Below are 19,982 nucleotides of genomic sequence, written 5' to 3' on the forward strand. Positions count from 1 at the left end.
CGCCGATATCCACGAGTCGGCGACCGGTCACGGCAGGAGCTCTAGTTGGGTGAGGGTGGCTTGGGTGGGGACGGTCAGGCGGTAGTGGTGGTAGGCGCCTGGGTTCGGGATGGTGAAGGGGCGGGTTTGGCGGGGCCAGCGGAAGGACTGGTTGGTGCGGTCGTCGAGGGTGGTCCAGGTGGTCCCGTCGGTGGAGGCTTCCAGGCGCCAAGCGGTGGGGGCGGTTTCGACGGCCGCCGAGGTGAGGGTGTAGAGGGTTGCAGTCGCCGGAGCCGGAAGGGACCACGTGGTGGTGAGGGCTAGGACGGCCTCGGTGGTGGAGGTGTCGTCGAAGAGGGGGTTGTCGGGTTGGCGTGGGATCAGGTCGACGAGTGGACTGGGTACGGCGTCGTCGAGGGTCAGGGCCGGCGGGGAGTCCAGCGTCGCCCAGTCGGAAGGGGCGGCGCCGAGGGTGAAGTCGAGTTGCCGGGTCGCAGCCAACTCAACAGCCGTGATGGATGCTGTGGGCAACGGCTTGCCGTTGACGAGGAGCTCTTGGACATAAGGGTTTTCGACTCCTGAGGCCGTAATCGTCAAGGGCTGACCGCCGAGGGGTGTCACGACCACGCGGGGGAAGAGGGGCGAACCGATGGCGTACTCCGGGGCGCCGACGCGCAGCGGATACAAACCGAGCGCGGCGAACAGGTACCACGCCGACATCTCGCCGTTGTCCTCGTCGCCGGGATAGCCCTGGCCGATCTGCTCTCCGACGTACAACCGGTCCAACACCTCGCGCACGATCGCCTGCGTCTTGTGCGGAGCGCCGGCGTAGTTGTACATCCAGGCGATGTGGTGGGCGGGCTGGTTGCTGAAGCCGAACTGGCCCATCCGGACGGCCTGCGCCTCGAGCATCTCGTGGATGACGATCGAGTACGTGCCCTTCTTCACCGCCAGTTCGGGCGTGGAGAAGAAGGCGTCGAGTTTGGCCTCGAGCCCACGCGGACCGCCGTACAGGTTGGCCAGACCGCGCGGGTCGTGCGCGACGTGGAAGGCGAAGTTCCATCCGTCCGTCTCGGTGAAGTCGCCGCCCCATTCTTCAGGATCGAAGTCGTCAGGGCGCTTGGCGAAGGTCCCGTCGGCCAGGCGACCCTGGAAGAAGTTCACCGCGGGGTCGAAGAGCAGGACGTAGTTCAGCGACCGCCGGCGCAGGTACTCTGCCTCCTCCAGCAGCTGCGCCCGACGCTCGCCCGAGGCCTCGGAAGCCAGCCGCGTTGCCATCGCCGCGAGGCCGAAGTCGTTCAGGTACGCCTCGAGCGACCACGACACGCTCTCCTCGGTGTCCGTGCTCACGTACCCGGCGAAGAACCCGGTCTCCACGCCCTTGCGCCCGACCTCGGTCGCCTCCGGCGCGACGGTCGCGTTCCGGAGCCCGGCGTCGTACGTCGCCAGCGGGTCCGGCAACGCGACGCCTTTGAGATAGGCGTCGGCGAACGACACGTCCGAGCTCGTCCCGGTCATGCAGTCGGCGTACCCCGGCGAGGACCACCGCGCGATCCACCCGCCGTCGCGGTACTGCTGCACGAACCCGTCGACGAGCTCCGCGGTCAACGCGGGATAGAAGAACGCGTACGCCGGCCACGCGGTCCGGTACGTGTCCCAGAACCCGCTGTTCACATACATCTTGCCCGGCTTCACAACAGCATTCGACAATCGCTCGGTCGCCGTACCGTCGACAGGAAGCACCGGGCTCGCATACACGTGCGACGGCTCGTCCAGCGTTCCGGCGTTCTCGAAGTGCGAGTTCGGGTAGAGGTTGAGCCGATAAAGGTTGCCGTACACGGTCCGCAGCTGCGGCGGCGTCGCGCCCTCCGGCCGCATGACCGCGAGGCGCTCGTTCCACACGGCGTTGGCCGCGGCCTGGATCTCCTCGAACGTCCCGCCGAGCTCCAGCGACAGGTTGTGCCGCGCCTGGTCGACACCGATGAAGGAAGTTGCCATCCGCAACGTCACCTCGGGTACGTCGAAACTCGCGGCCCGCGCGTTCTCGCGACCGCCTGACGTCGCACCGAAACCGATCGGTGCCGCCGAGAATTCGCCGTAGCAGAACATCCGTGTCCGCCCGAACTCCGCCCCGTTCTCGACCCAGCCCGCGAGCGCAGTCCCGTCGTACGAGAAAGCGCCGTTCTCGTCGATGGTGTCGAAGACCAAGTGCCGACCCGCAGCGTCGGCCGGGAACGTGAAGCGGAAGATCGCGCCGTGGTCGGTCGGTGCGATCTCCGCGCGTACGCCGTTCGCGAGCGCGACCGAGTAGAGATCCGGCCGCGCGACCTCGTCGTCATGGCTGAACGCGACCGCGCGCTCGGCCGGATCGCCCAGCGGTTCGGCCGCCGCGACCGGCATGATCGTGAGCTGATCGCGGTCGCCCATCCACGGGCTCGGCTGGTGCGAGAACGTGAGGCCCTGCAACTCCGGGCGGTTGTCCGCGTTGTTCGCGCGGTGGTACTCGTACGGCCAGCGGTACGTCGACGCGTTGGTCACCGGGGTGAGGAAGTTGAACCCGTTCGGCCAGGCGGTGATCGGCAGCGTGTTGCCGCGGGAGAAGTCGTGGCTGGCGTTGGTGCCGCGACGGGTGTCGACGTACGCCGCGAGGCCCGAACCGTCCGGCTCCACCGGCGCCGGCCCGATCTCCACGTCGTCGATCCACCCCGCGAACTCGTGCCCCGCCTCGGGCGCATCCACGACAAGCACGACGTCCGCGATCGTCTTCCCGGCGTACGCGGTCAGATCCACCTGTACGTCGTTCCACTGGTCGGCGTACAGAATCTTCGCCGCCCCCTGCCCCGCCGCGGAGGCCGGCTTCCCGTACTGATCAACCCCCGCCGACCGCGACCCGTCCGCGAAAACCAGTTCCACCGCCACATACGTAGCCGAGTAGCTCAGCCCCGCATCAAGCTCCGGATAAACCTTGTACCGCAACCGATCACCGGCCTGGACCACTCCCCCGACTCCCGGCAGCACAACCTCCTGCCTCCCGCCGGAAGTCCCGGAGTACCGAGTCCCCTCCACACTGCTGAACCCAGCCCGCGCACTGGTCGATCCACCTGGCCCACCACCGGTCTCAATAATCACGGCGCAATGTTACGTATCAGTGCGGCGCCGCGGGAGGAACGTTTCCATCGTGGACCCAGGCGATGTAGTCGCGGGCAGTCTCAACGACCGGGCGGAGGTTCAGGCCGGCGTGTAGGGCTCGGGTGTTGGTTAGTTGGAAGGTGCCGTCGTTGGTGCCGTTGTGGGGGAGGTGGAAGCGGTCCTCGGTGGGGTGCCAATCCACGGGTGGGGGTGTGGGTACGGCGGAGCGCCAGGCGTCGGCGAGGTCGGTCATGGTGTGGGTGGGGCCGACTGCGTTGTAGGGGCCGCTCAGACCTTCGACCGTGAGGTGGAGGAGGAAGCCGGCCAGGTCGCGGGCGTCGATGTACTGGATGGGCTGGTCGGGGCGAGCCGCGCACTCCATCGGAAGTCCGTGAGCCAGCGCCCAGCCCCAGTTGCCGAAGTCGGGGTTGTAGGGGCCGACGACGAACCCGGAGCGTACGGCGGCTGTGCGGTGGCCGAAGGTGGCGGTGAGCAACGACTCGCAGCGGACCTTCGACGGGCCGTAGAGGTCCATCGTGAAGTGGTCCTCGGGTGCGCCGTCCGGCCAGGGCAACAGGTCGGCGTACTCCGTCATGCCGGGCGTGATCTTGCTGGCATAGACCGCGATGGACGACATGAACGTGTAGAAACCGCAGCGGTCCCGCAGTATCGAAGCGCTCAACGAGACATCGCGGACGAGGAGGCCGGACATGTCGATCACGCCGTCCCACTCGCCCCTGGCCAGCACGTCAGGCGCCGCACGCTCGCCGACGAGGTGGCGTACAGAAGGAAACAGCTCCGGATTCGTCTGACCGCGGTTGAAGAGCGTCACATCGTGGCCGGAGGCAAGGGCTGCCTCGACGACGTGGCGGCCGAGGTTCTTTGTACCGCCCAGGACGAGGAGCTTCACGACAAGGCTCCGACGACGTCCGCGAGTTCGGTGAGCAGCCCGTCGATCCAGTTCACCGAATCAGGGATCGTCCGCAGACCTTCCTCGACGATGAATCGCAACGCCACCAGGTAGAAGCATCCCCCGCCTACCAGCAGCTGACGTTCGACCAAGGACAGATTGGTGCCTGTGGCATCGATGTAGTGGGCAACGATCGGGGCACGGTCGAGACCGAGGGACTCGGCGTCGCGGAGCAAGGTGTAGAGATCGCTGAGGTGCGGCGCCAGATAGGCGCCCGGCCAGTCGATCGCGGTCCAGCGCGTGCCGTCGGTGACCAGATTCTTCGGCACGAAGTCGCCGTGCACGACCCCAACAGGAGCGTCCCGGTGCAACGCTGCCAACGCCTCGGTCAGCGGGCTGAGGTCGAAGTCGATCCGCCCGATCCGCTCCGCCATCTCCTTCACCCGCTCCGGCGGGAACTCACTGCGCTGCGACACCGTCCGCGACCGGATCGCCGCCACCAACTCGGCAGCCGCCAGAAAACCGTCCGCACTCGGCTCCTGCTCCAACGTCACCCGCCCGACGTCCGCCAGCACCAGCACGCCCGCATCCGGGGAGCGGTACCTGTGCAGCAACGCGGGCGCCGGCAGCTCGAGCGGTACGACGAAGCGCTCGTACGCCGCTGCCTCGTCCGCCTGCCCGTCCGTACCCCGCTTGACGATCACGCTGCGCAACCCGAACGACAACCGCCACACCTCGGACGATCCCCACCGCCGCAGCAACTCACCGTGCAACTCGCCAACCCCAGGCGCCTTCGTGGCCTCGAGAACCGGATCCGACACGACCTCAAGCCAGGCAGGAAGCATCCGAAGAGTAGACCACGCTGAAGACCAAACCGCCGCCGAATTAGGGTGTAGCCATGACCGAGAACGCCACGCACGCTTGGGGCTTTGGCCTTGCCACCGTCACGACCGCCGGAGACGTCCTCGACGTCTGGTACCCGGCACCCGCGCTCGGGACGCGGCCGGAGGACAGCAAGGCGCCGGCCGAGCTGATCGCCGCGGAGGGCAACGACGACCTGCGGCAGGTACGGCGTGAGGTCGTGGCGACCGAGATCGCGCTGGACGCGGCCCCGAGCGGTACCGCGGACGCGTACCTGCGACTGCACCTGCTCAGCCACCGCCTGGTCCGCCCGCACGGCGTGAACCTGGACGGCATCTTCGCCGCCCTCCCGAACAACGCCTGGACCTCGCTCGGTCCGGTCCCGGTCGACCAGATCGAGCAGGTGCGGCTGCGGGCGCGCGCCGCCGGTCAGCACCTCAGCGTCACCAGCGTCGACAAGTTCCCGCGGATGACGGACTACGTCGTACCGTCCGGTGTCCGGATCGGCGACGCGGACCGGGTCCGGCTCGGCGCCCACCTCGCCGACGGCACCACCGTCATGCACGAGGGCTTCGTGAACTTCAACGCCGGCACGCTCGGCACGTCGATGGTCGAGGGCCGGATCGTGGCCGGCGTGGTGGTCGACGACGGCAGCGACATCGGCGCGGGCGCCTCGATCATGGGCACGCTGTCCGGCGGCGGCAAGCAGGTCGTCTCGATCGGCAAGCGCTGCCTGCTCGGCGCGAACGGCGGGACCGGCATCTCGCTCGGCGACGACTGCGTGGTCGAAGCCGGGCTGTACGTGACCGCCGGTACCAAGGTCACCCTCCCGGACGGCGCCGTGGTCAAGGCCCGCGACCTGTCCGGCCAGCCCGGACTGCTGTTCATCCGCAACTCGGTCACCGGCGCCGTCGAGGTCCGTCCGCGCAAGGGTGAGGGCATCACGCTCAACGAGGCGCTGCACGCCAACGCCTGACCGTCCGAAAGTATGACTTTGCCAACCAACGTGAGGATGCACACGTCAACCAGTTCGTGACGCACGAACCGGAACCTGTCCCCCGCCCCCGGACGTTGGGAGCGGTATGCCGGTGAAGCGTGGTGCCCTGGTGGCCGTAGGGGCCGTCGGCGTGCTCAGCCTCGCGGTCGGCGTCGGCATCGCCTGGCTCGGCGGCAAGCACGTCGGCAACATCCTGCCGCCGCGCGAGCAGTGCACGGCGACGGTGAACGGCCAGCAGACCGTCCTCGACTTCGAGCAGGCCGAGTCGGCGGCGATCATCGCGGGTGTCGCCGTACGGCGGGGCCTGCCGGCCCGGGCGGCGACGATCGCGCTCGCGACGGCGTACCAGGAGTCCAACCTGCGCAACCTGGCGCACGGGGACCGCGACTCGCTCGGGCTGTTCCAGCAGCGGCCGTCACAGGGCTGGGGTACGGCGACCCAGGTCCGCGACCCGTACTACGCGACCGGGAAGTTCTACGACGCGCTGGTGAAGATCAAGAACTACCAGAAGCTCGCGATCACGGTCGCGGCGGACAAGGTGCAGCGCAGCGCGTTCCCGAACGCGTACGCCGACCACGAGGCGGACGCGCGCGTGCTGGCGTCGGCGCTGACCGGGCAGTCGAAGAGCGTCTTCAGCTGCACCGTGAACACCGACTCGGCGCCCGCGGAGAAGATGGGGACCAACGGGCTGACGCCCCGCGCCGACGCCGTACGGAAGGACCTGGTCCGGACGTTCGGGAAGCTGTCGACGGGCGGGTACGCCGCCGGCGGGGTGTCGACCGGGCACATGGAGGGGTCGGCGCACTACGACGGGCGGGCGGTGGACGTGTTCGTCCGGCCGATCTCGACGGCGAACACGACCAAGGGCTGGGCGATGGCGCAGTACCTGGTCGCCCGAGCCGATCTGCTGAAGATCAAGACGGTGATCTTCAGCGACAAGATCTGGACGGCCGGCGGGCGGTCGGACAGCGGCTGGCGGGCCTACACCCCGCCGGAGCGCTCAGGCGACCCGAAGATCCTGCGCCACCTCGACCACGTCCACGTCGACGTTCTGGACCCATAGAAAATGGGACGCCCACGCAGGACGTCCCATTTCTGTGTCCAACTGGTTACTCGTCGTGCTCCTGCGGCGGGAGCGCGGCGATGAACGGGTGGTCCTTGTCGATCTTGCCGAGCTTGGACGCACCGCCGGGCGAGCCCAGGTCGTTGAAGAAGTCGACGTTCGCGGTGTAGTAGTCCTTCCACTGCTCCGGGGTGTCGTCCTCGTAGTAGATCGCCTCTACCGGGCAGACCGGCTCGCAGGCTCCGCAGTCGACGCACTCGTCGGGGTGGATGTACAGCATCCGGTTGCCCTCGTAGATGCAGTCGACGGGGCACTCCTCGACACACGCGAGGTCCTTCAGGTCAACACACGGCTGCGCGATGACGTAGGTCACTGCTACTCCTCCTATGGCAGGCAAGCGCAGCGGGGGATTCGGGGTGCTGCGATGCGGTGATGCTCGTGTCTCTAGTATCACGGTAGTACTTCGCCCACTTTGCCAGGAGTCCGGATCGTGTCAGGCCTGGGTGCCCGTGATATCGGCCACCGTGTCGTCGTCCGGCACCGGATACCGGGCGGTCTGACCGATGTGATCGGGGTTCTCCAGTCCGGCGACCCCCAGACCCTGGCCGTCCGGCACGCGGACAGCACGGTGCACGAGATCCCGGTGACAGAGGTCACCGCGGCCAAGACCATCCCCGAGATGCCGCTCCGGCCGGTGGACGTCGACCAGCTGTTCCTGACGACTGCACTGGGCCGCCCGGCGGTCGAGCGGGCGTACGTGGGCCACTGGTTGCTCCGCGCATCCTCAGGCTGGACAGGCCGGGGCAACTCCCTCCTCCCGACCGGCCGGCCCGGGATGCCCGTCGCCGACGCGCTGAGGCAAGCGGAGACCTTCTACAACGAACGCGGTCTTCCCCCACAGGCCCAGGTCCGCCTCGGCAGTCCGCAGGAGGAGGAGATTCGCGCCTGCGGCTGGGTGGACGCCCGGCCCGAGCAGTCCGACGTGCTGGTCATGCACACCACGCTCGACCACGTGAACGCCCAGCCTGGGTACGACGTACAGCTGGCAGAGCAGCCGAATGCGCAGTGGTATGCGGCTGCTTTCGAGGGCCCGGTGCCGGATGTGGCGCCGAAGGTGCTCGAGGGAGCCGCGAAGGCGGTGTTCGCGTCGGTCACCCTCGATGGGCAGGTTGTGGCGGTCGGACGGGGGGCTATGACGGGGCATTGGCTGGGTGTGGACGCGATCCGGGTGTGTGCGGCGTACAGGCGTCGCGGGCTCGGTACGGCGATCGTGCAGGGGCTGGCGCGCTGGGCGGGGACGCACGACGGGCGGCGTACGTACCTCGAGGTGCTGCTCGAGAACGCCGCCGCCGTCGCGACGTACACCCGCCTCGGCTACCGCGAGGCCTACCGGTACCGCTATCTGACCAATCGGTGAGCCGCTCCGGCCCCGATGAGCGTCAGTACGACGAAGCCCGCCACCACGACGCCCAGCGCGCGGGCGGGGTCCGCAGCCAGCGCGGCGTAGGTCGAGCCTGCCAACGCGACACCTAGCGCTCCAGACAGCTGCGCGTTGGTCGCGACCACGCCGGAGAGGTCAGCGGCGTACTCCGACGACATGCGCGACGTGACCGCACCGATCAAGGTGTTGGCGCTGATACCGAGCCCCAGCCCGCCGATGCCCAGCAGAGCGAACAGAAGCGGACCGGTGTGACCGCCCAGCAGCAGGTAGGCCAGCACGGACACGTAGCCGAGTGTCAGGACCAGACAGCCGACCACCGGCATCCAGCGCACTCCCCTGCGCAGTTTGGGCAGGATCGGCCCGGCCAGACCGAAGGCAGCCACCCAGACGACCATGGCGAAGCCTGAGTACGCCGGACCCTTGTGGAGACCGCCCTGCAGGTAGAGGGCCAGTACGAACAGCAGAGCGAAGTACGTACCGCTGGTGCACCCGTGGGCGAGCAGACCGGCCCGGACGGAGCGGTCGGCCAGTACTTCGCGGGCGACGAGCGGACGGCCGCCACGGGCAGCTGTACGACGTTCGCCGTACTCGAAGAGCGCCAGCGCGGGCAGGCTGAGCAGGAGGCAGAGCCAGGACCAGGTGGGCCAGCCGCGCTCGGAGCCGAGCAGGAGCGGCACGATGACGAGCAGAACTGTTGTGGACAAGGCGAGTACGCCGGCCAGGTCCAGACGGTTGCGCCGCCCGGGAGCATCAGTGGGGAGCAATCGACGGCCGGCCACGGCCAGTGCGATGCCGATGGGCACGTTGACCAGGAAGATCGGGCGCCAGCTGGTGCCGAAGAGGTCCGCGGCGATCAGCACGCCGCCGAGCAGCTGCCCAGCCACGGCGCCGCCGGACAGCGCGATCGAGAAGTAGCCGAGCGCCTTGAGCCGGTCGCGGCCCTGGAAGTGCAGCTGGATGCCGCTGAGCACCTGCGGGACCATCAGCGCGGCGCCGGCACCCTGGATGAAGCGGTTGATGACCAAGGTGCCGATTCCGGGGGCGAGGCCGCACAACAGCGATGCAACGGTGAAGATCGTCAGACCAAGCAGGAACGTCCGCCGATACCCGAGCGACGAGCCGAGGCGGGCACCCGTGATGAGCAGTACGGCGAACGCGACGACGTACCCGGACACGACCAGGCCGACCGCGCCCTCGGACGCGTGCAGGTCGGCGCCGATCGACGGACCGGCGACGTTCGCGACCGCGGTGTCGATGTTGGCCATGAACTGACCGGTGAGCAGCACGGCGAGGACCGCGCCGCGGTTGACTGTTCGGGTTTCTGTGGTGAGCACGGTGGTGGAACGGTGTGAGGCCACCGAGATGTGAGGGGCGTTAGGCTCCGGTGCCATGGCGGATCACGTGGTGGAGCGTCCGGAGTACCCCGGGGACTTCGAGGGGACTGTGCACGTCGAGTACACGCCGCACCCGGACGACGGGGTGGCGGACCCGGGTGAGATCGTCTGGACCTGGGTGCCGTTCGAGGAGGACTTCCACCGGGGCAAGGACCGGCCGGTGCTGGTGGTCGGCTCGGACGACGTCTACCTGCTGGCGCTCATCCTCACCAGCAAGGACCACGACCGCGACGCCGCCGACGAGGCGCGCTGGGGCCGGGTCTGGCTGGACATCGGCAGCGGGTCCTGGGACAAGGAGCACCGGCCGAGCGAGGTCCGCCTCGACCGCGTCCTGCGGATCGACCCGAAGCAGGTGCGCCGCGAGGGCGCCGTGATCGACGAGCAGCTGTTCAACCAGGTAGCGGCAGAGCTACACAGGCTCCACCGCAGCTGAAACCCAGGCCCGGCCGGGCGAACGTCAGCTGGCCGGGCGGGTCGGCGGCTTGACCCGGCCCGGTGGCGTCGTGGTGCCGCCCGGCGGCGGTGTCGGGGTGGTGCCGGGCTTCGGGCCGCAGCGGATGTCGTTGGCGGCGTTGTACTTCGTGGTGAACTGCTCGGTCTTGACCCGTGCGCCGTTCTTCGCCAAGTACCTGTAGATGGTGATGTCGAAGCCAGGGGTCGGCGCCTGCGCCTCGCAGCCCGCGGCGGGGTTGTACTGGACGACCGGCTGCCGGAAGTTCGACTTCTCCGACTGGCCGGCGGTGACGTCCCAGACCTTCGTGCCCCAGATGATCACCCGGATGCTGCCCGAGTTCCCCGGGGTGGACGCCTTGAAGACCGTCTGCACCAGCACGCCGTGGCCCGAGTCGTTCAGGAACTTCAGGTCGACGTTCGGCCACGCGACGGTCGCCTCCCGCCCGACCGGGTAGCGCGAGATGTAGACGCTGTGCGCCTTGTGCTCGAGGACCTTCAGCCCGGCGAAGAAGGCCGCGTTGAAGGTGGTGGTCGCCGACTGCGAGACACCGCCGCCGAGATCCTTCTCGAACTTCCCGCCGCTGATGATGTAGCCCTCGGTGAACCCGTTCTCCTTGGTCCGCTCACCGACGATCTTGTTCAGGCTGAACGTCTCGTTCGGCTTCAGCAGCGTGCCGTTGATCTTGCGCGCAGCGGTGCCGATGTTGGTGTTGCGGTACGGCGCGTGCGGGAACTCGGTCTGGAACTCGCCCATCTTCTGGGTGATCCCGAGCGCCGTCGCCTGCTCGGTGGTGAACGCCGCCTTGGTCGGCGTCAGCGGTACGGCGGCCCGCCGCTCACCGGTCGGCTTCGGCAGGATCGCCAGGATCGCCGCCCCGACCTTCGCCCGGTCGACGACCATGCCGTCGACGGCCGGAACCACCTTCGGCCCGGCGCCGACGATCTGCACCGTCGCGTCCTTCGGCAGTGTCTCCAGCGTCTTGAACCGCTGCTGGAACAGCGGCTCCAGGGACTTCGTGTTCAGGGTCGGAGTGACCTCGCCCTCGGCCGCGGTCAGCGTCAGCGCGGGCGCGATCTCGGCCGGCTGCAGCTCGACCGACTTGGATCCCACGGTCAGCCGGACCGGGCCGGACATCGCCGGCTCGGCGAAGTCCGAGAGCGCCTTCTTGATCGCGTCGTCCCCGGCCTTCGGCTGGGTCACGCCGACCGGAAGGTCCTTCGGCTTCCCGTCCGAGGGGTACGCCGCGACCACGGCAGCGGGCGCTTTCGCGCCGTCCAGCTGCAGGCCGGGCGCCGGCTGATGCGTGACCGGCTGGACGCCCTTGAACGTGATCGTGCCCTCGGTGGCCGGCCGGTTCACCTGCGCGGCGAGCTTGTCGATGGCGGCCTTGAGCCTCGCGTCGTCCTTGGCGACGACCGGCGCGACCGCGTCGCCGCCGGCCAGCGCGTGCCAGATCCGGGCCGGGGACAGGCTGCGGCCCGCGCCCGCGGCGTCGACGGTGGCATCCACGTCCACCGACAGGCCGGCGTCGGCCGGCGCCACCGTGAACTTCGTCTCGCCCGCCTTCAGCGCGATCGGGGCACTGATCTGGTCCTTGAGGCCGGTCTCGAGCCGGGATTTCGCGTCGGACCTGGACAGACCGCCGATCGGGATCCCGAGCACCGTGGTGTCACCGGGAACCTTGTCGCCGGCGAACGCGAACGCCGCCCCGTACCCCACGGCGAGCACGCCGAGCCCCGCGGCGGCAATGATCCCCGCGAGCTGCTTTCTCCCCACCGGACAGAGTCCTCCTGCTCGAGCCGTGGTCAAGGCACAAGGGCACATCCTACGGGACGCAACGAGGCCTTCCGACCGTCGGGGCAGCCCCCGGATGCCCCCGGCGTGACGCTCAGTTTCCGGGGAGTTTCCGGTAGTGACTCGAGTGGTAGATGAGCGCGCTCGGGTCGGCCGGTTCACCGGTGCCTAGGCTCAGCACCTCACCCACCACGATCGTGTGGTCGCCCCCGTCGTACGTCGCCCAGGTCCGGCACTCGAGCCAGGACAACGAGCCGTCGACGACCGGGCACCCCGTCTTCGGGCCGGCCGTCGTACCGATGCCGTCGAACTGGCTGTACAGGTCGCGCCCCGACCGGGCGAACCGCTCCGCGATGTCCCGCTGCGCCCCGGACAGCACCGACGCCGCCCAGTACCCGCAATCGAGTACGGCGGCATGCATCCGCACGCCCTTGTCCACGCAGACGAGCACCAGCGGCGGATCCAGCGACACCGAGGTGAACGCGTTCGCCGTCATCGCGTGCGCCACGCCCTCCTGCAGCGTGCTCATGATCGTGATCCCCGACGCGAACCGCCCGAGCGCAGCACGGAACTCCGCAGGCGGAACGCTCCCACTGGGCTCGGTCGAGGACACCACTGCAGGTTATGCCCGCTTCAAGGTTGATGCCTCAACCGAGCGTGTGGGGCCGATCACGCTCCTGGGTACCGGACAGCCGATGACAGCTGACAACGCACCACCTAGAGCGGCCGCCTGGCTCGCGGCCGGAGCCCTGTTCGTCTCGGTCTCCTCGGTCCTCATCGACCTCGCCGGTACGACGCCCGGCACCGCGAGCTTCTACCGCTGCGTGCTCTCCGTCCCGTTCCTCGCCGTCGCCGCCTACTTGGAGCGCCGCCGTCACCGCACCCTGCGCCGGGACGAACTCCTCCTCGGTCTGCTGGCCGGAGCATTCTTCGCCGGCGACATGCTGCTCTGGACGCGGGCGATCGACGAGGTAGGCGCCGGGCTTTCGACAGTGGTGGTGAACGTGCAGGTGATCGGCGTACCGCTGCTCGCCTGGGCGATCGACCGCGAGACCGTCCCACGGCGCTTCGTCGCCTGGGTGCCGGTGATGATCCTCGGCGTCGCGCTGACCGCCGGCCTGGTCGACGGCGGTGCGGCCGGCACAGACCCCGTCTGGGGCACCATCCACGCCGTCCTGGCGGCGGCTTGCTACTCGGTGTTCCTCTACCTGCTCCGCCGGACGGGGATGGGCGGGCGGCCGATCCAGAACTACTTCGTCGTGATCGCCTCGGCCGGCGTGGTCTCGCTCATCGCCGGCTGGCTGTGGCGTGGGGTCGACCTCGCGCCCGGCTTCCGCGTGATCGGATGGCTGATCGGGGTCGCGCTCGCGGGGACGGTGCTGGGCTGGCTGCTGGTGGCGACGTACTCACCGCACCTGCCGAGTCACGTCGGCGCCGCGTTGTTGATGCTGACGCCGGTCGGCGCGCTCGTGCTGAGCTCGGTGGTGCTGCACGAGCGGCCGACCGTGCTCCAGCTGTCCGGATGTGTGCTGATCCTGATCGGCGCCTACTTGTCCGGGAACCGGCTCAGAGGCCGGCGAAGAGGTCGTGCTCCAGACCGTCGGCGTCCGGCGCAGAGGTGCCCTTGACCAGGCGGTAGGGCTCGGAGCTCCAGATCTGGTTGCCCTGGTTGTTGGACAGGGCGAAGAACGGTCCGTCGACGGTGATCTGGGTGGCGTGCGCCTTCATCGCGTTCATCTTGCGGTCGACGAACTGCTCGCCCTCGATCAGGCAGTCGATCAGCCGGTCGGGGGTGATCATCGGCGGCATCGGGCCGTCCGGGTCCATCCCCTCGAAGGTGGTCGTGTCGCCGGAGTCACGGAGCAGCCGCAACTGCGAGCGCATCCGCGACTCGGCCATCGCCGTCCAGTAGATCTTCGGGATGTCCCAGGCCGGGCCGAGGTCCTCCCGGTACGACCGGGCGGCGGCCAGGGCAGCGGCGTACGTCGCGACGCGGTGGGCCTTGATGTGGTCCGGGTGGCCGTAGTTGCCCCACTGGTCGTAGGTGACCAGCACCTGCGGCCGGACCTCGCGGATGATCGGGACCAGGTCGTCGGCCGCGGCGACCAGGTCGGCCTGCCAGAAGCTGTCCTTGCGGGTCTGCGGCGGGACGTCGGCGTTGCCCTCGTCGTTGTAGATCATCCCGGTGTCGCGGTACTTGCCCGCGCCGCCGAGGAAGCGGTGGTCGGTGACGCCGAGCTCGGCCATCGCGTTGGCGAGCTCACCGATCCGGTGCTCACCGAGGCCGTCGTCCTGGTCGGAGGCCAGGTGGGCGAGCTCAGGGACCAGGACCTCACCCTCCTCGCCGAGGGTGCAGGTGATCAGCGTGACGTGCGCCCCCTCGGCCACGTAGCGCGCCATCGTCACACCGTTGTTGATGGTTTCGTCGTCCGGGTGGGCGTGCACCAGCATCAGCCGGCGCTCAGCAAGCTCAACCATGCCGAAAGCCTACGTCGGCCCTCGGACAGTTCTGTCAGCCACAGTCCTGTCAGCCGAAGCGCCGGACGAGCAGGCAGCCCGCCTGGAAGCGCGACTTCGCGCCGAGCCCGGCGATCAGCGCGCTGATCTCGGCACGCACGGTCCGCAACGACAGGCCCAGCTCGCGGGCGATCGCGGCGTCCTTCGCGCCGGTCGACATCATCCGGCCGATCGTGACCTGGCGGCTGGTCAGCTCCCTGACCGCGGCCGGGGTCCGCCGGTGCGACCCGAGCTCGTACACCTCACACACGACCTCGGGCGCGAAGTCCTCTCTTCGCACCACCGGAACTGCCGGATAAACCGACATACCTCACTCCTCCCCAGAAGTCTCAGGGAAGGATTCTCGTCGCCGGGTTAGACCACTCGCCAGGTACAACCCATACAAACCACCCATACAGTTCCGGTGCGTGAGGTTCTGGTGGCGGACAGCGGTGTGACTTCTGCCACTCACAATCGATTGCGCAGGGCCCGGACGAACGGCCGGTCCGGCTCAAGCCAGTCCCGTTCGTCGAGCTCCGCCGCCCCGAACCAGCGCAGTTCCGAGTGCTCCCGCAGGACCGGGTCACCCGCGACGGCCGTGGCCAGATAGACGTGCAGGCGGTAGTCCGCGGAGATGTCCACGCCGGGCCCGAGCGACTCGCCGACCTTGATCTCGAGGTCGAGCTCCTCGCGGATCTCCCGCACCGCGGCCTGCTCGTCGGTCTCCCCCGGCTCGACCTTCCCGCCCGGGAACTCCCAGCCGGCGTCCGGTCGGTACGCCGCCAGCACCAGACCGCCCTGCACGACCGCTACTCCGACAACTGTCTGCATTGTCGCGACTCTGCCAGAAACTGTCGGCCGAAGCAGACATGATGCCGGTATGCCGTTGCAGAACAGGGTTTTGCCCACCCAGGAGATCGTCGCCGACCCCGGCCGCGGTCTGCTGATGGGCAACCGCGGCAGCCTGCACGGCGCGGATCGCCGCCTCGGCGCCACCCGCTGGCGCTCGAAGGCGTGGATCTGCTGCGTCCTTGACTGGAAGGGGATCCGGCGCGATCCGATGCCGCCGGGGCGCTGGACCGCGTTGTTCTTCTTCGACGAGGCGGTCGCGCTGGCGGCCGGGCATCGACCGTGTCATTACTGCCGGAGCAGGGATTTCCTGCTGTACGCCGGGGCCTGGGCAAGCGCGAACGGTCTGGACGAGCGCCCACGAGCCACCGCGATGGACGCCGTACTGCACCACGAGCGGGTCGAATCACGCACCCGGCGGCAACTGACGACCACCCAGGACTTCCCCGACCTGCCGGACGGCGCGATGGTGCGCTTCGACGGACGCCCGGCCCTGGTGCTCGATCACCAGGTGCTGCCGTGGTCCTGGGAGGGGTACGGCGAGGCGCTGCGACCACCCGGGCTGCATCAGGTCGAGACCCTCACACCACCGGCGAATCTTCTTGTGCTGAAGGCCGGATTCGCTCCATTACTCCACCCGTCGGCACGGTCGCAACTGAGGTAACCCTAACCGGAAACACGCCGTACCGAGGGGTCTTCCGTTGGGCGCTCCGCAGGGGCAAAGTGTGCCCATACTGACAGCTACATAACCATCACTGGAGTAGGCATGGGTGAAGGCAACAACAGCGTTGCCGCGGTCGCTCGCGCGCTCGAAGGGCTACACGCTGCCGTCGGCAAACTGAGCCAGGAGTACGGTGACACCCTCGGCATTCGCCGCCTGGTGTCCGACGTGGCCCGGCTGAGCGACGATCTCGCAGAGCTCGGCCCACCCGACCCCAGGCACAGGCCCGGACCCGTTCCGGAGGAACTCGAGGAGATTCCCGACGTGGAGTATGACGCGTCCATGTGGACAGACGCGGAGCATGAAGGCTTCGGCGCGCCCGACAGGCACGCTCCCTGATGGCGACCGGAGTAGACAGCCCGGGCCGCGCACAGGTCGGCCTCAAGACCGCGAGATCGGATCGATGGTGGCTCGCGCCGTTGCGCATCGGCGTGATCCTGCTGTTCTTCATCGTCTACGCGACGATCCGGATCTTCATGAACAAGTGGTACTGGGTCAGTGACTTCCACTACCTCACACCGCTGTACTCGCCCTGTGTCACCAGCAGCTGTGTCGAAGGCTCCAGCCACCTCGGCACCTGGTTCGGCGACTTCCCGCGGTTCCTGCCGTTCAGCCTGATCACGTTCGTGATCCTGGCCGGCTTCCGGGGCACCTGCTACTACTACCGCAAGGCGGGCTACCGGTCGCTGTTCTTCGCGCCGGCCGCGTGCGCGGTGCCCGAGCCGCACAAGAACTACACCGGTGAGAGCAAGTTCCCGCTGGTCGCGCTGAACCTGCACCGCTACTTCTTCTACGGCGCGCTGATCTTCGGTGTGCTGAACATCTACGACGGCGCCCAGGCCTTCCACGGCAAGGACGGCGGCTTCGGTATCGGACTCGGCACCCTGATCATCTGGGTCAACCTGGTCTGCCTGTGGCTGTACACGTTGTCCTGCCACGCCTGCCGGCACATCGTCGGCGGCCGGCTGAAGAACTTCTCCACGCACCCGATGCGCTACCGGTACTGGACCTTCGTGTCCAAGCTGAACCCGAAGCACGGCACCTTCGCGATGACGTCGCTGTTCACCGTGATCCTGACCGACTTCTACATCATGGCCGTCTCGGCCGGATGGTTCTCCGACCTGCGCTTCATCAACTGACCGGGAATCTCGAGATATGACTGAGCTGGAACGACACTCCTACGACGTCGTCGTGATCGGGGCCGGCGGCGCCGGTCTGCGCGCGGCGATCGAGGCCCGTGAGCAGGGCAAGAAGACCGCGATCATCTGCAAGTCGCTGTTCGGCAAGGCGCACACGGTGATGGCCGAGGGCGGTTGCGCGGCCGCGATGGGCAACGCGAACTCCAACGACAACTGGCAGGTCCACTACCGCGACACGATGCGCGGCGGGAAGTTCCTGAACAACTGGCGGATGGCCGAGCTGCACGCGCAGGAGGCTCCCGACCGGGTCTGGGAGCTGGAGACCTACGGCGCACTGTTCGACCGGACGCCGGACGGCCGGATCAGCCAGCGCAACTTCGGCGGCCACACCTACCCGCGGCTCGCGCACGTCGGCGACCGCACCGGCCTGGAGCTGATCCGCACCCTGCAGCAGAAGATCGTCTCGCTGCAGCAGGAGGACTTCGAGGCCACCGGCGACTACGAGGCCAACCTCAAGGTGTACGCCGAGTGCACGATCACCGAGCTGATGAAGGACGGCGACGCGATCTCGGGCGCCTTCGGGTACTGGCGCGAGTCCGGCCGGTTCATCCTGTTCGACGCACCGGCCGTCGTACTGGCCACCGGCGGCGTCGGCAAGTCCTTCAAGGTCACCTCGAACTCCTGGGAGTACACCGGTGACGGGCACGCGCTGGCGATGCGGGCCGGCGCGACGCTGATCAACATGGAGTTCATCCAGTTCCACCCGACCGGCATGGTCTGGCCGCCGTCGGTGAAGGGGATCCTGGTCACGGAGTCGGTCCGCGGCGACGGCGGCGTACTGAAGAACTCCGAGGGCAAGCGGTTCATGTTCGACTACGTGCCGGACGTGTTCCGGGAGCAGTACGCGGACAACGAGGAAGAGGCCGACCGCTGGTACAAGGACGCCGACAACAACCGGCGCCCACCGGAGCTGCTGCCGCGGGACGAGGTCGCGCGCGCGATCAACTCCGAGGTGAAGGCCGGCCGGGGTACGCCGCACGGCGGCGTGTTCCTGGACGTGTCGACCCGGCTGCCGGCCGAGGAGATCACCCGGCGGCTGCCGTCGATGCACCACCAGTTCAAGGAACTGGCCGACGTCGACATCACCAAGGAGCCGATGGAGGTCGGTCCGACCTGCCACTACGTGATGGGCGGCGTCGAGGTCGACCCGGACACCGCGTCGTCGACGGTGCCCGGTCTGTTCGCCGCCGGTGAGGTTGCCGGCGGCATGCACGGGTCGAACCGGCTCGGCGGCAACTCGCTGTCCGACCTGCTCGTCTTCGGGCGGCGGGCCGGCATGGGCGCCTCGACGTACGTCGACGGTCTGCAGGAGCGGCCGAAGATCGACGAGGCCGATGTGGACTCGGCCGCGACCGAGGCGCTCGCGCCGTTCGAGCTCGAGGGCGGTGAGAACCCGTACTCGATCCACCAGGACCTGCAGCAGTCGATGAACGACCTGGTCGGCATCATCCGCAAGGAAGAGGAGATGGAGCGGGCACTCGGCCGGCTGGCCGAGTTCCGCGGCCGGATCGCGAAGATGACGGTGGAGGGCCACCGGCAGTTCAACCCCGGCTGGCACCTGGCGCTCGACCTGCGGAACATGCTGACCGTGTCCGAGTGCGTGGCCGGTGCGGCGCTGCTGCGGCAGGAGTCGCGCGGCGGTCACACCCGTGACGACTTCCCGGAGATGTCGGCGGAGTGGCGCAAGAAGCTGCTGGTCTGCCAGCTCGACGCCGAGGGCCACGTGAACGTGACCGAGGAGCAGCAGATCCCGATGCGCGAGGACCTGCTGGAGCTGTTCGAGGTCGACGAACTGAAGAAGTACCTGACGGATGAGGAGCTGCCGGCCAAATGAGTTACAAGGGCAAATTCCGCGTCTGGCGCGGGGACTCCGAGGGCGGGGAGCTCAAGGACTACGAGGTCGAGGTGAACGAGGGCGAGGTCGTCCTCGACGTCATCCACCGGCTGCAGGCGACCCAGACGCCGGACATGGCGGTCCGGTGGAACTGCAAGGCCGGCAAGTGCGGCTCCTGCAGCGCCGAGATCAACGGCATGCCGAAGCTGATGTGCATGTGCCGGATGAACACGTTCGAAGAGGACGAGGTCGTCACGGTCACGCCGATGCGCACCTTCCCGGTGATCCGGGACCTGGTCACCGACGTCTCGTTCAACTACCAGAAGGCCCGCGAGATCCCGGCCTTCAAGCCGCCGGCGGACCTGAAGCCGGGCGAGTACCGGATGCAGCAGATGGACGTGGAGCGCTCGCAGGAGTTCCGCAAGTGCATCGAGTGCTTCCTGTGCCAGGACACCTGCCACGTGATCCGGGACCACGAGGAGAACAAGGAGTCGTTCTCCGGTCCGCGCTTCCTGATGCGCGTCGCCGAGCTGGACATGCACCCGCTCGACGCCGCCGACCGGCAGCACGCGGCCCAGGAGGAGCACGGCCTCGGCTTCTGCAACATCACCAAGTGCTGCACCGAGGTGTGCCCCGAGCACATCAAGATCACCGACAACGCCCTCATCCCGATGAAGGAACGCGTCGCCGACCGCAAGTACGACCCGATCGTCTGGCTCGGCAACAAGATCCGCCGTCGCCCGGCCTGACGTAGCCGAACAGCGAGGCCCTGGAACCGTCCCTGGTTCCAGGGCCTTCCTGTTGCCAGGGAAGCCTCACCCGTGTGGGGGAGCCGGGCGCCCTGCTCCAGCCCCTATCGTT

At 68.4% G+C, this 19,982-nt stretch carries 20 protein-coding genes; 10 read left to right on the forward strand and 10 right to left on the reverse strand.

Features of this window, described 5'->3' with window-relative positions; translation table 11 throughout:
- Positions 1-27: 27 nt before the first annotated feature.
- From ACIA58_RS35705 to ACIA58_RS35715, 3 genes are all read right to left on the reverse strand, one after another.
- Positions 28-2,892 carry a GH92 family glycosyl hydrolase gene (locus tag ACIA58_RS35705; protein ID WP_396408264.1) on the reverse strand — a complete coding sequence of 955 codons (2,865 nt, stop codon included), beginning with the start codon at positions 2,890-2,892 and terminating at the stop codon, positions 28-30.
- A 232-nt stretch (positions 2,893-3,124) separates the two neighbouring features.
- Positions 3,125-4,018, reverse strand: coding sequence for an NAD-dependent dehydratase (locus ACIA58_RS35710; RefSeq protein ID WP_396408265.1), 894 nt, complete (start codon positions 4,016-4,018; stop codon positions 3,125-3,127).
- Complete coding sequence (locus ACIA58_RS35715) at positions 4,015-4,863, reverse strand: phosphotransferase family protein (RefSeq protein WP_396408266.1); 849 nt, start codon at positions 4,861-4,863, stop codon at positions 4,015-4,017. Before ACIA58_RS35715 ends, ACIA58_RS35710 begins: the two co-directional genes overlap by 4 nt.
- 53 nt (positions 4,864-4,916) lie before the next feature.
- Between ACIA58_RS35715 and dapD the strand changes: the two genes are divergently transcribed.
- Together dapD and ACIA58_RS35725 are read left to right on the forward strand one after the other, a co-directional pair.
- Entirely contained in the window at positions 4,917-5,855 is a 939-nt protein-coding gene (dapD, locus tag ACIA58_RS35720) for a 2,3,4,5-tetrahydropyridine-2,6-dicarboxylate N-succinyltransferase (protein ID WP_396408267.1), read from the forward strand.
- A gap of 106 nt (positions 5,856-5,961) precedes the next feature.
- Entirely contained in the window at positions 5,962-6,939 is a 978-nt protein-coding gene (locus tag ACIA58_RS35725; protein ID WP_396408268.1) for a hypothetical protein, read from the forward strand.
- A 46-nt stretch (positions 6,940-6,985) separates the two neighbouring features.
- On the opposite strand, the gene fdxA is transcribed toward ACIA58_RS35725, so the two are convergent.
- Positions 6,986-7,312 (reverse strand): ferredoxin, encoded by a 327-nt coding sequence (gene fdxA / locus ACIA58_RS35730; RefSeq protein ID WP_012923087.1) that lies wholly within the window; start codon positions 7,310-7,312, stop codon positions 6,986-6,988.
- 117 nt (positions 7,313-7,429) lie between these two features.
- Here fdxA and ACIA58_RS35735 point away from each other — a divergent pair, with 117 nt between their 5' ends.
- A complete protein-coding gene (locus ACIA58_RS35735; protein ID WP_396408269.1) occupies positions 7,430-8,356 on the forward strand; it encodes a GNAT family N-acetyltransferase in 927 nt (308 codons plus the stop codon).
- On the opposite strand, the gene ACIA58_RS35740 is transcribed toward ACIA58_RS35735, so the two are convergent.
- A complete protein-coding gene (locus tag ACIA58_RS35740; RefSeq protein WP_396408270.1) occupies positions 8,338-9,714 on the reverse strand; it encodes an MFS transporter in 1,377 nt (458 codons plus the stop codon). The two genes, ACIA58_RS35735 and ACIA58_RS35740, sit on opposite strands and share 19 nt — an antisense overlap.
- 55 nt (positions 9,715-9,769) lie before the next feature.
- On the opposite strand from ACIA58_RS35740, the gene ACIA58_RS35745 reads away from it, so the two are divergent.
- The gene (locus ACIA58_RS35745; RefSeq protein WP_396408271.1) at positions 9,770-10,207 is read left to right on the forward strand and encodes a type II toxin-antitoxin system PemK/MazF family toxin; all 438 of its coding nucleotides are present in this window, start codon (positions 9,770-9,772) and stop codon (positions 10,205-10,207) included.
- A 24-nt stretch (positions 10,208-10,231) separates the two neighbouring features.
- Here the strand turns inward: ACIA58_RS35745 and ACIA58_RS35750 are convergent, their stop codons facing one another.
- Both ACIA58_RS35750 and ACIA58_RS35755 read right to left on the reverse strand, forming a co-directional pair.
- Positions 10,232-12,004 (reverse strand): VanW family protein, encoded by a 1,773-nt coding sequence (locus ACIA58_RS35750; protein ID WP_396408272.1) that lies wholly within the window; start codon positions 12,002-12,004, stop codon positions 10,232-10,234.
- A 112-nt stretch (positions 12,005-12,116) separates the two neighbouring features.
- Positions 12,117-12,635, reverse strand: coding sequence for a flavin reductase family protein (locus ACIA58_RS35755; protein ID WP_396408273.1), 519 nt, complete (start codon positions 12,633-12,635; stop codon positions 12,117-12,119).
- Between the two features lie 82 nt (positions 12,636-12,717).
- Here ACIA58_RS35755 and ACIA58_RS35760 point away from each other — a divergent pair, with 82 nt between their 5' ends.
- On the forward strand, positions 12,718-13,650 hold the full coding sequence (locus ACIA58_RS35760) for a DMT family transporter (protein WP_396408274.1): 933 nt from the start codon (positions 12,718-12,720) through the stop codon (positions 13,648-13,650).
- Here ACIA58_RS35760 and mshB read toward each other — a convergent pair.
- From mshB to ACIA58_RS35775, 3 genes are all read right to left on the reverse strand, one after another.
- The gene (gene mshB / locus ACIA58_RS35765; protein WP_396408275.1) at positions 13,589-14,500 is read right to left on the reverse strand and encodes an N-acetyl-1-D-myo-inositol-2-amino-2-deoxy-alpha-D-glucopyranoside deacetylase; all 912 of its coding nucleotides are present in this window, start codon (positions 14,498-14,500) and stop codon (positions 13,589-13,591) included. The genes ACIA58_RS35760 and mshB overlap by 62 nt on opposite strands.
- Before the next feature lie 49 nt (positions 14,501-14,549).
- On the reverse strand, positions 14,550-14,846 hold the full coding sequence (locus tag ACIA58_RS35770) for a response regulator transcription factor (RefSeq protein ID WP_396408276.1): 297 nt from the start codon (positions 14,844-14,846) through the stop codon (positions 14,550-14,552).
- 140 nt (positions 14,847-14,986) lie between these two features.
- The gene (locus ACIA58_RS35775) at positions 14,987-15,349 is read right to left on the reverse strand and encodes a (deoxy)nucleoside triphosphate pyrophosphohydrolase (RefSeq protein ID WP_396408277.1); all 363 of its coding nucleotides are present in this window, start codon (positions 15,347-15,349) and stop codon (positions 14,987-14,989) included.
- A gap of 49 nt (positions 15,350-15,398) precedes the next feature.
- On the opposite strand from ACIA58_RS35775, the gene ACIA58_RS35780 reads away from it, so the two are divergent.
- The 5 genes from ACIA58_RS35780 (at position 15,399) to ACIA58_RS35800 (ending at position 19,870) form a co-directional block, all read left to right on the forward strand.
- Positions 15,399-16,031 (forward strand): hypothetical protein, encoded by a 633-nt coding sequence (locus ACIA58_RS35780; RefSeq protein ID WP_396408278.1) that lies wholly within the window; start codon positions 15,399-15,401, stop codon positions 16,029-16,031.
- A gap of 102 nt (positions 16,032-16,133) precedes the next feature.
- Positions 16,134-16,427 carry a hypothetical protein gene (locus ACIA58_RS35785; protein WP_396408279.1) on the forward strand — a complete coding sequence of 98 codons (294 nt, stop codon included), beginning with the start codon at positions 16,134-16,136 and terminating at the stop codon, positions 16,425-16,427.
- The gene (locus ACIA58_RS35790) at positions 16,427-17,227 is read left to right on the forward strand and encodes a hypothetical protein (RefSeq protein ID WP_396408280.1); all 801 of its coding nucleotides are present in this window, start codon (positions 16,427-16,429) and stop codon (positions 17,225-17,227) included. Before ACIA58_RS35785 ends, ACIA58_RS35790 begins: the two co-directional genes overlap by 1 nt.
- A gap of 16 nt (positions 17,228-17,243) precedes the next feature.
- A complete protein-coding gene (locus ACIA58_RS35795) occupies positions 17,244-19,121 on the forward strand; it encodes a fumarate reductase/succinate dehydrogenase flavoprotein subunit (protein ID WP_396408281.1) in 1,878 nt (625 codons plus the stop codon).
- Positions 19,118-19,870, forward strand: coding sequence for a succinate dehydrogenase/fumarate reductase iron-sulfur subunit (locus ACIA58_RS35800; protein WP_396408282.1), 753 nt, complete (start codon positions 19,118-19,120; stop codon positions 19,868-19,870). The genes ACIA58_RS35795 and ACIA58_RS35800 overlap by 4 nt, the downstream gene beginning before the upstream one ends.
- The last annotated feature ends 112 nt before the right edge of the window (positions 19,871-19,982 follow it).

Source organism: Kribbella sp. NPDC051586 (assembly GCF_044453965.1).
GTDB lineage: Bacteria > Actinomycetota > Actinomycetes > Propionibacteriales > Kribbellaceae > Kribbella.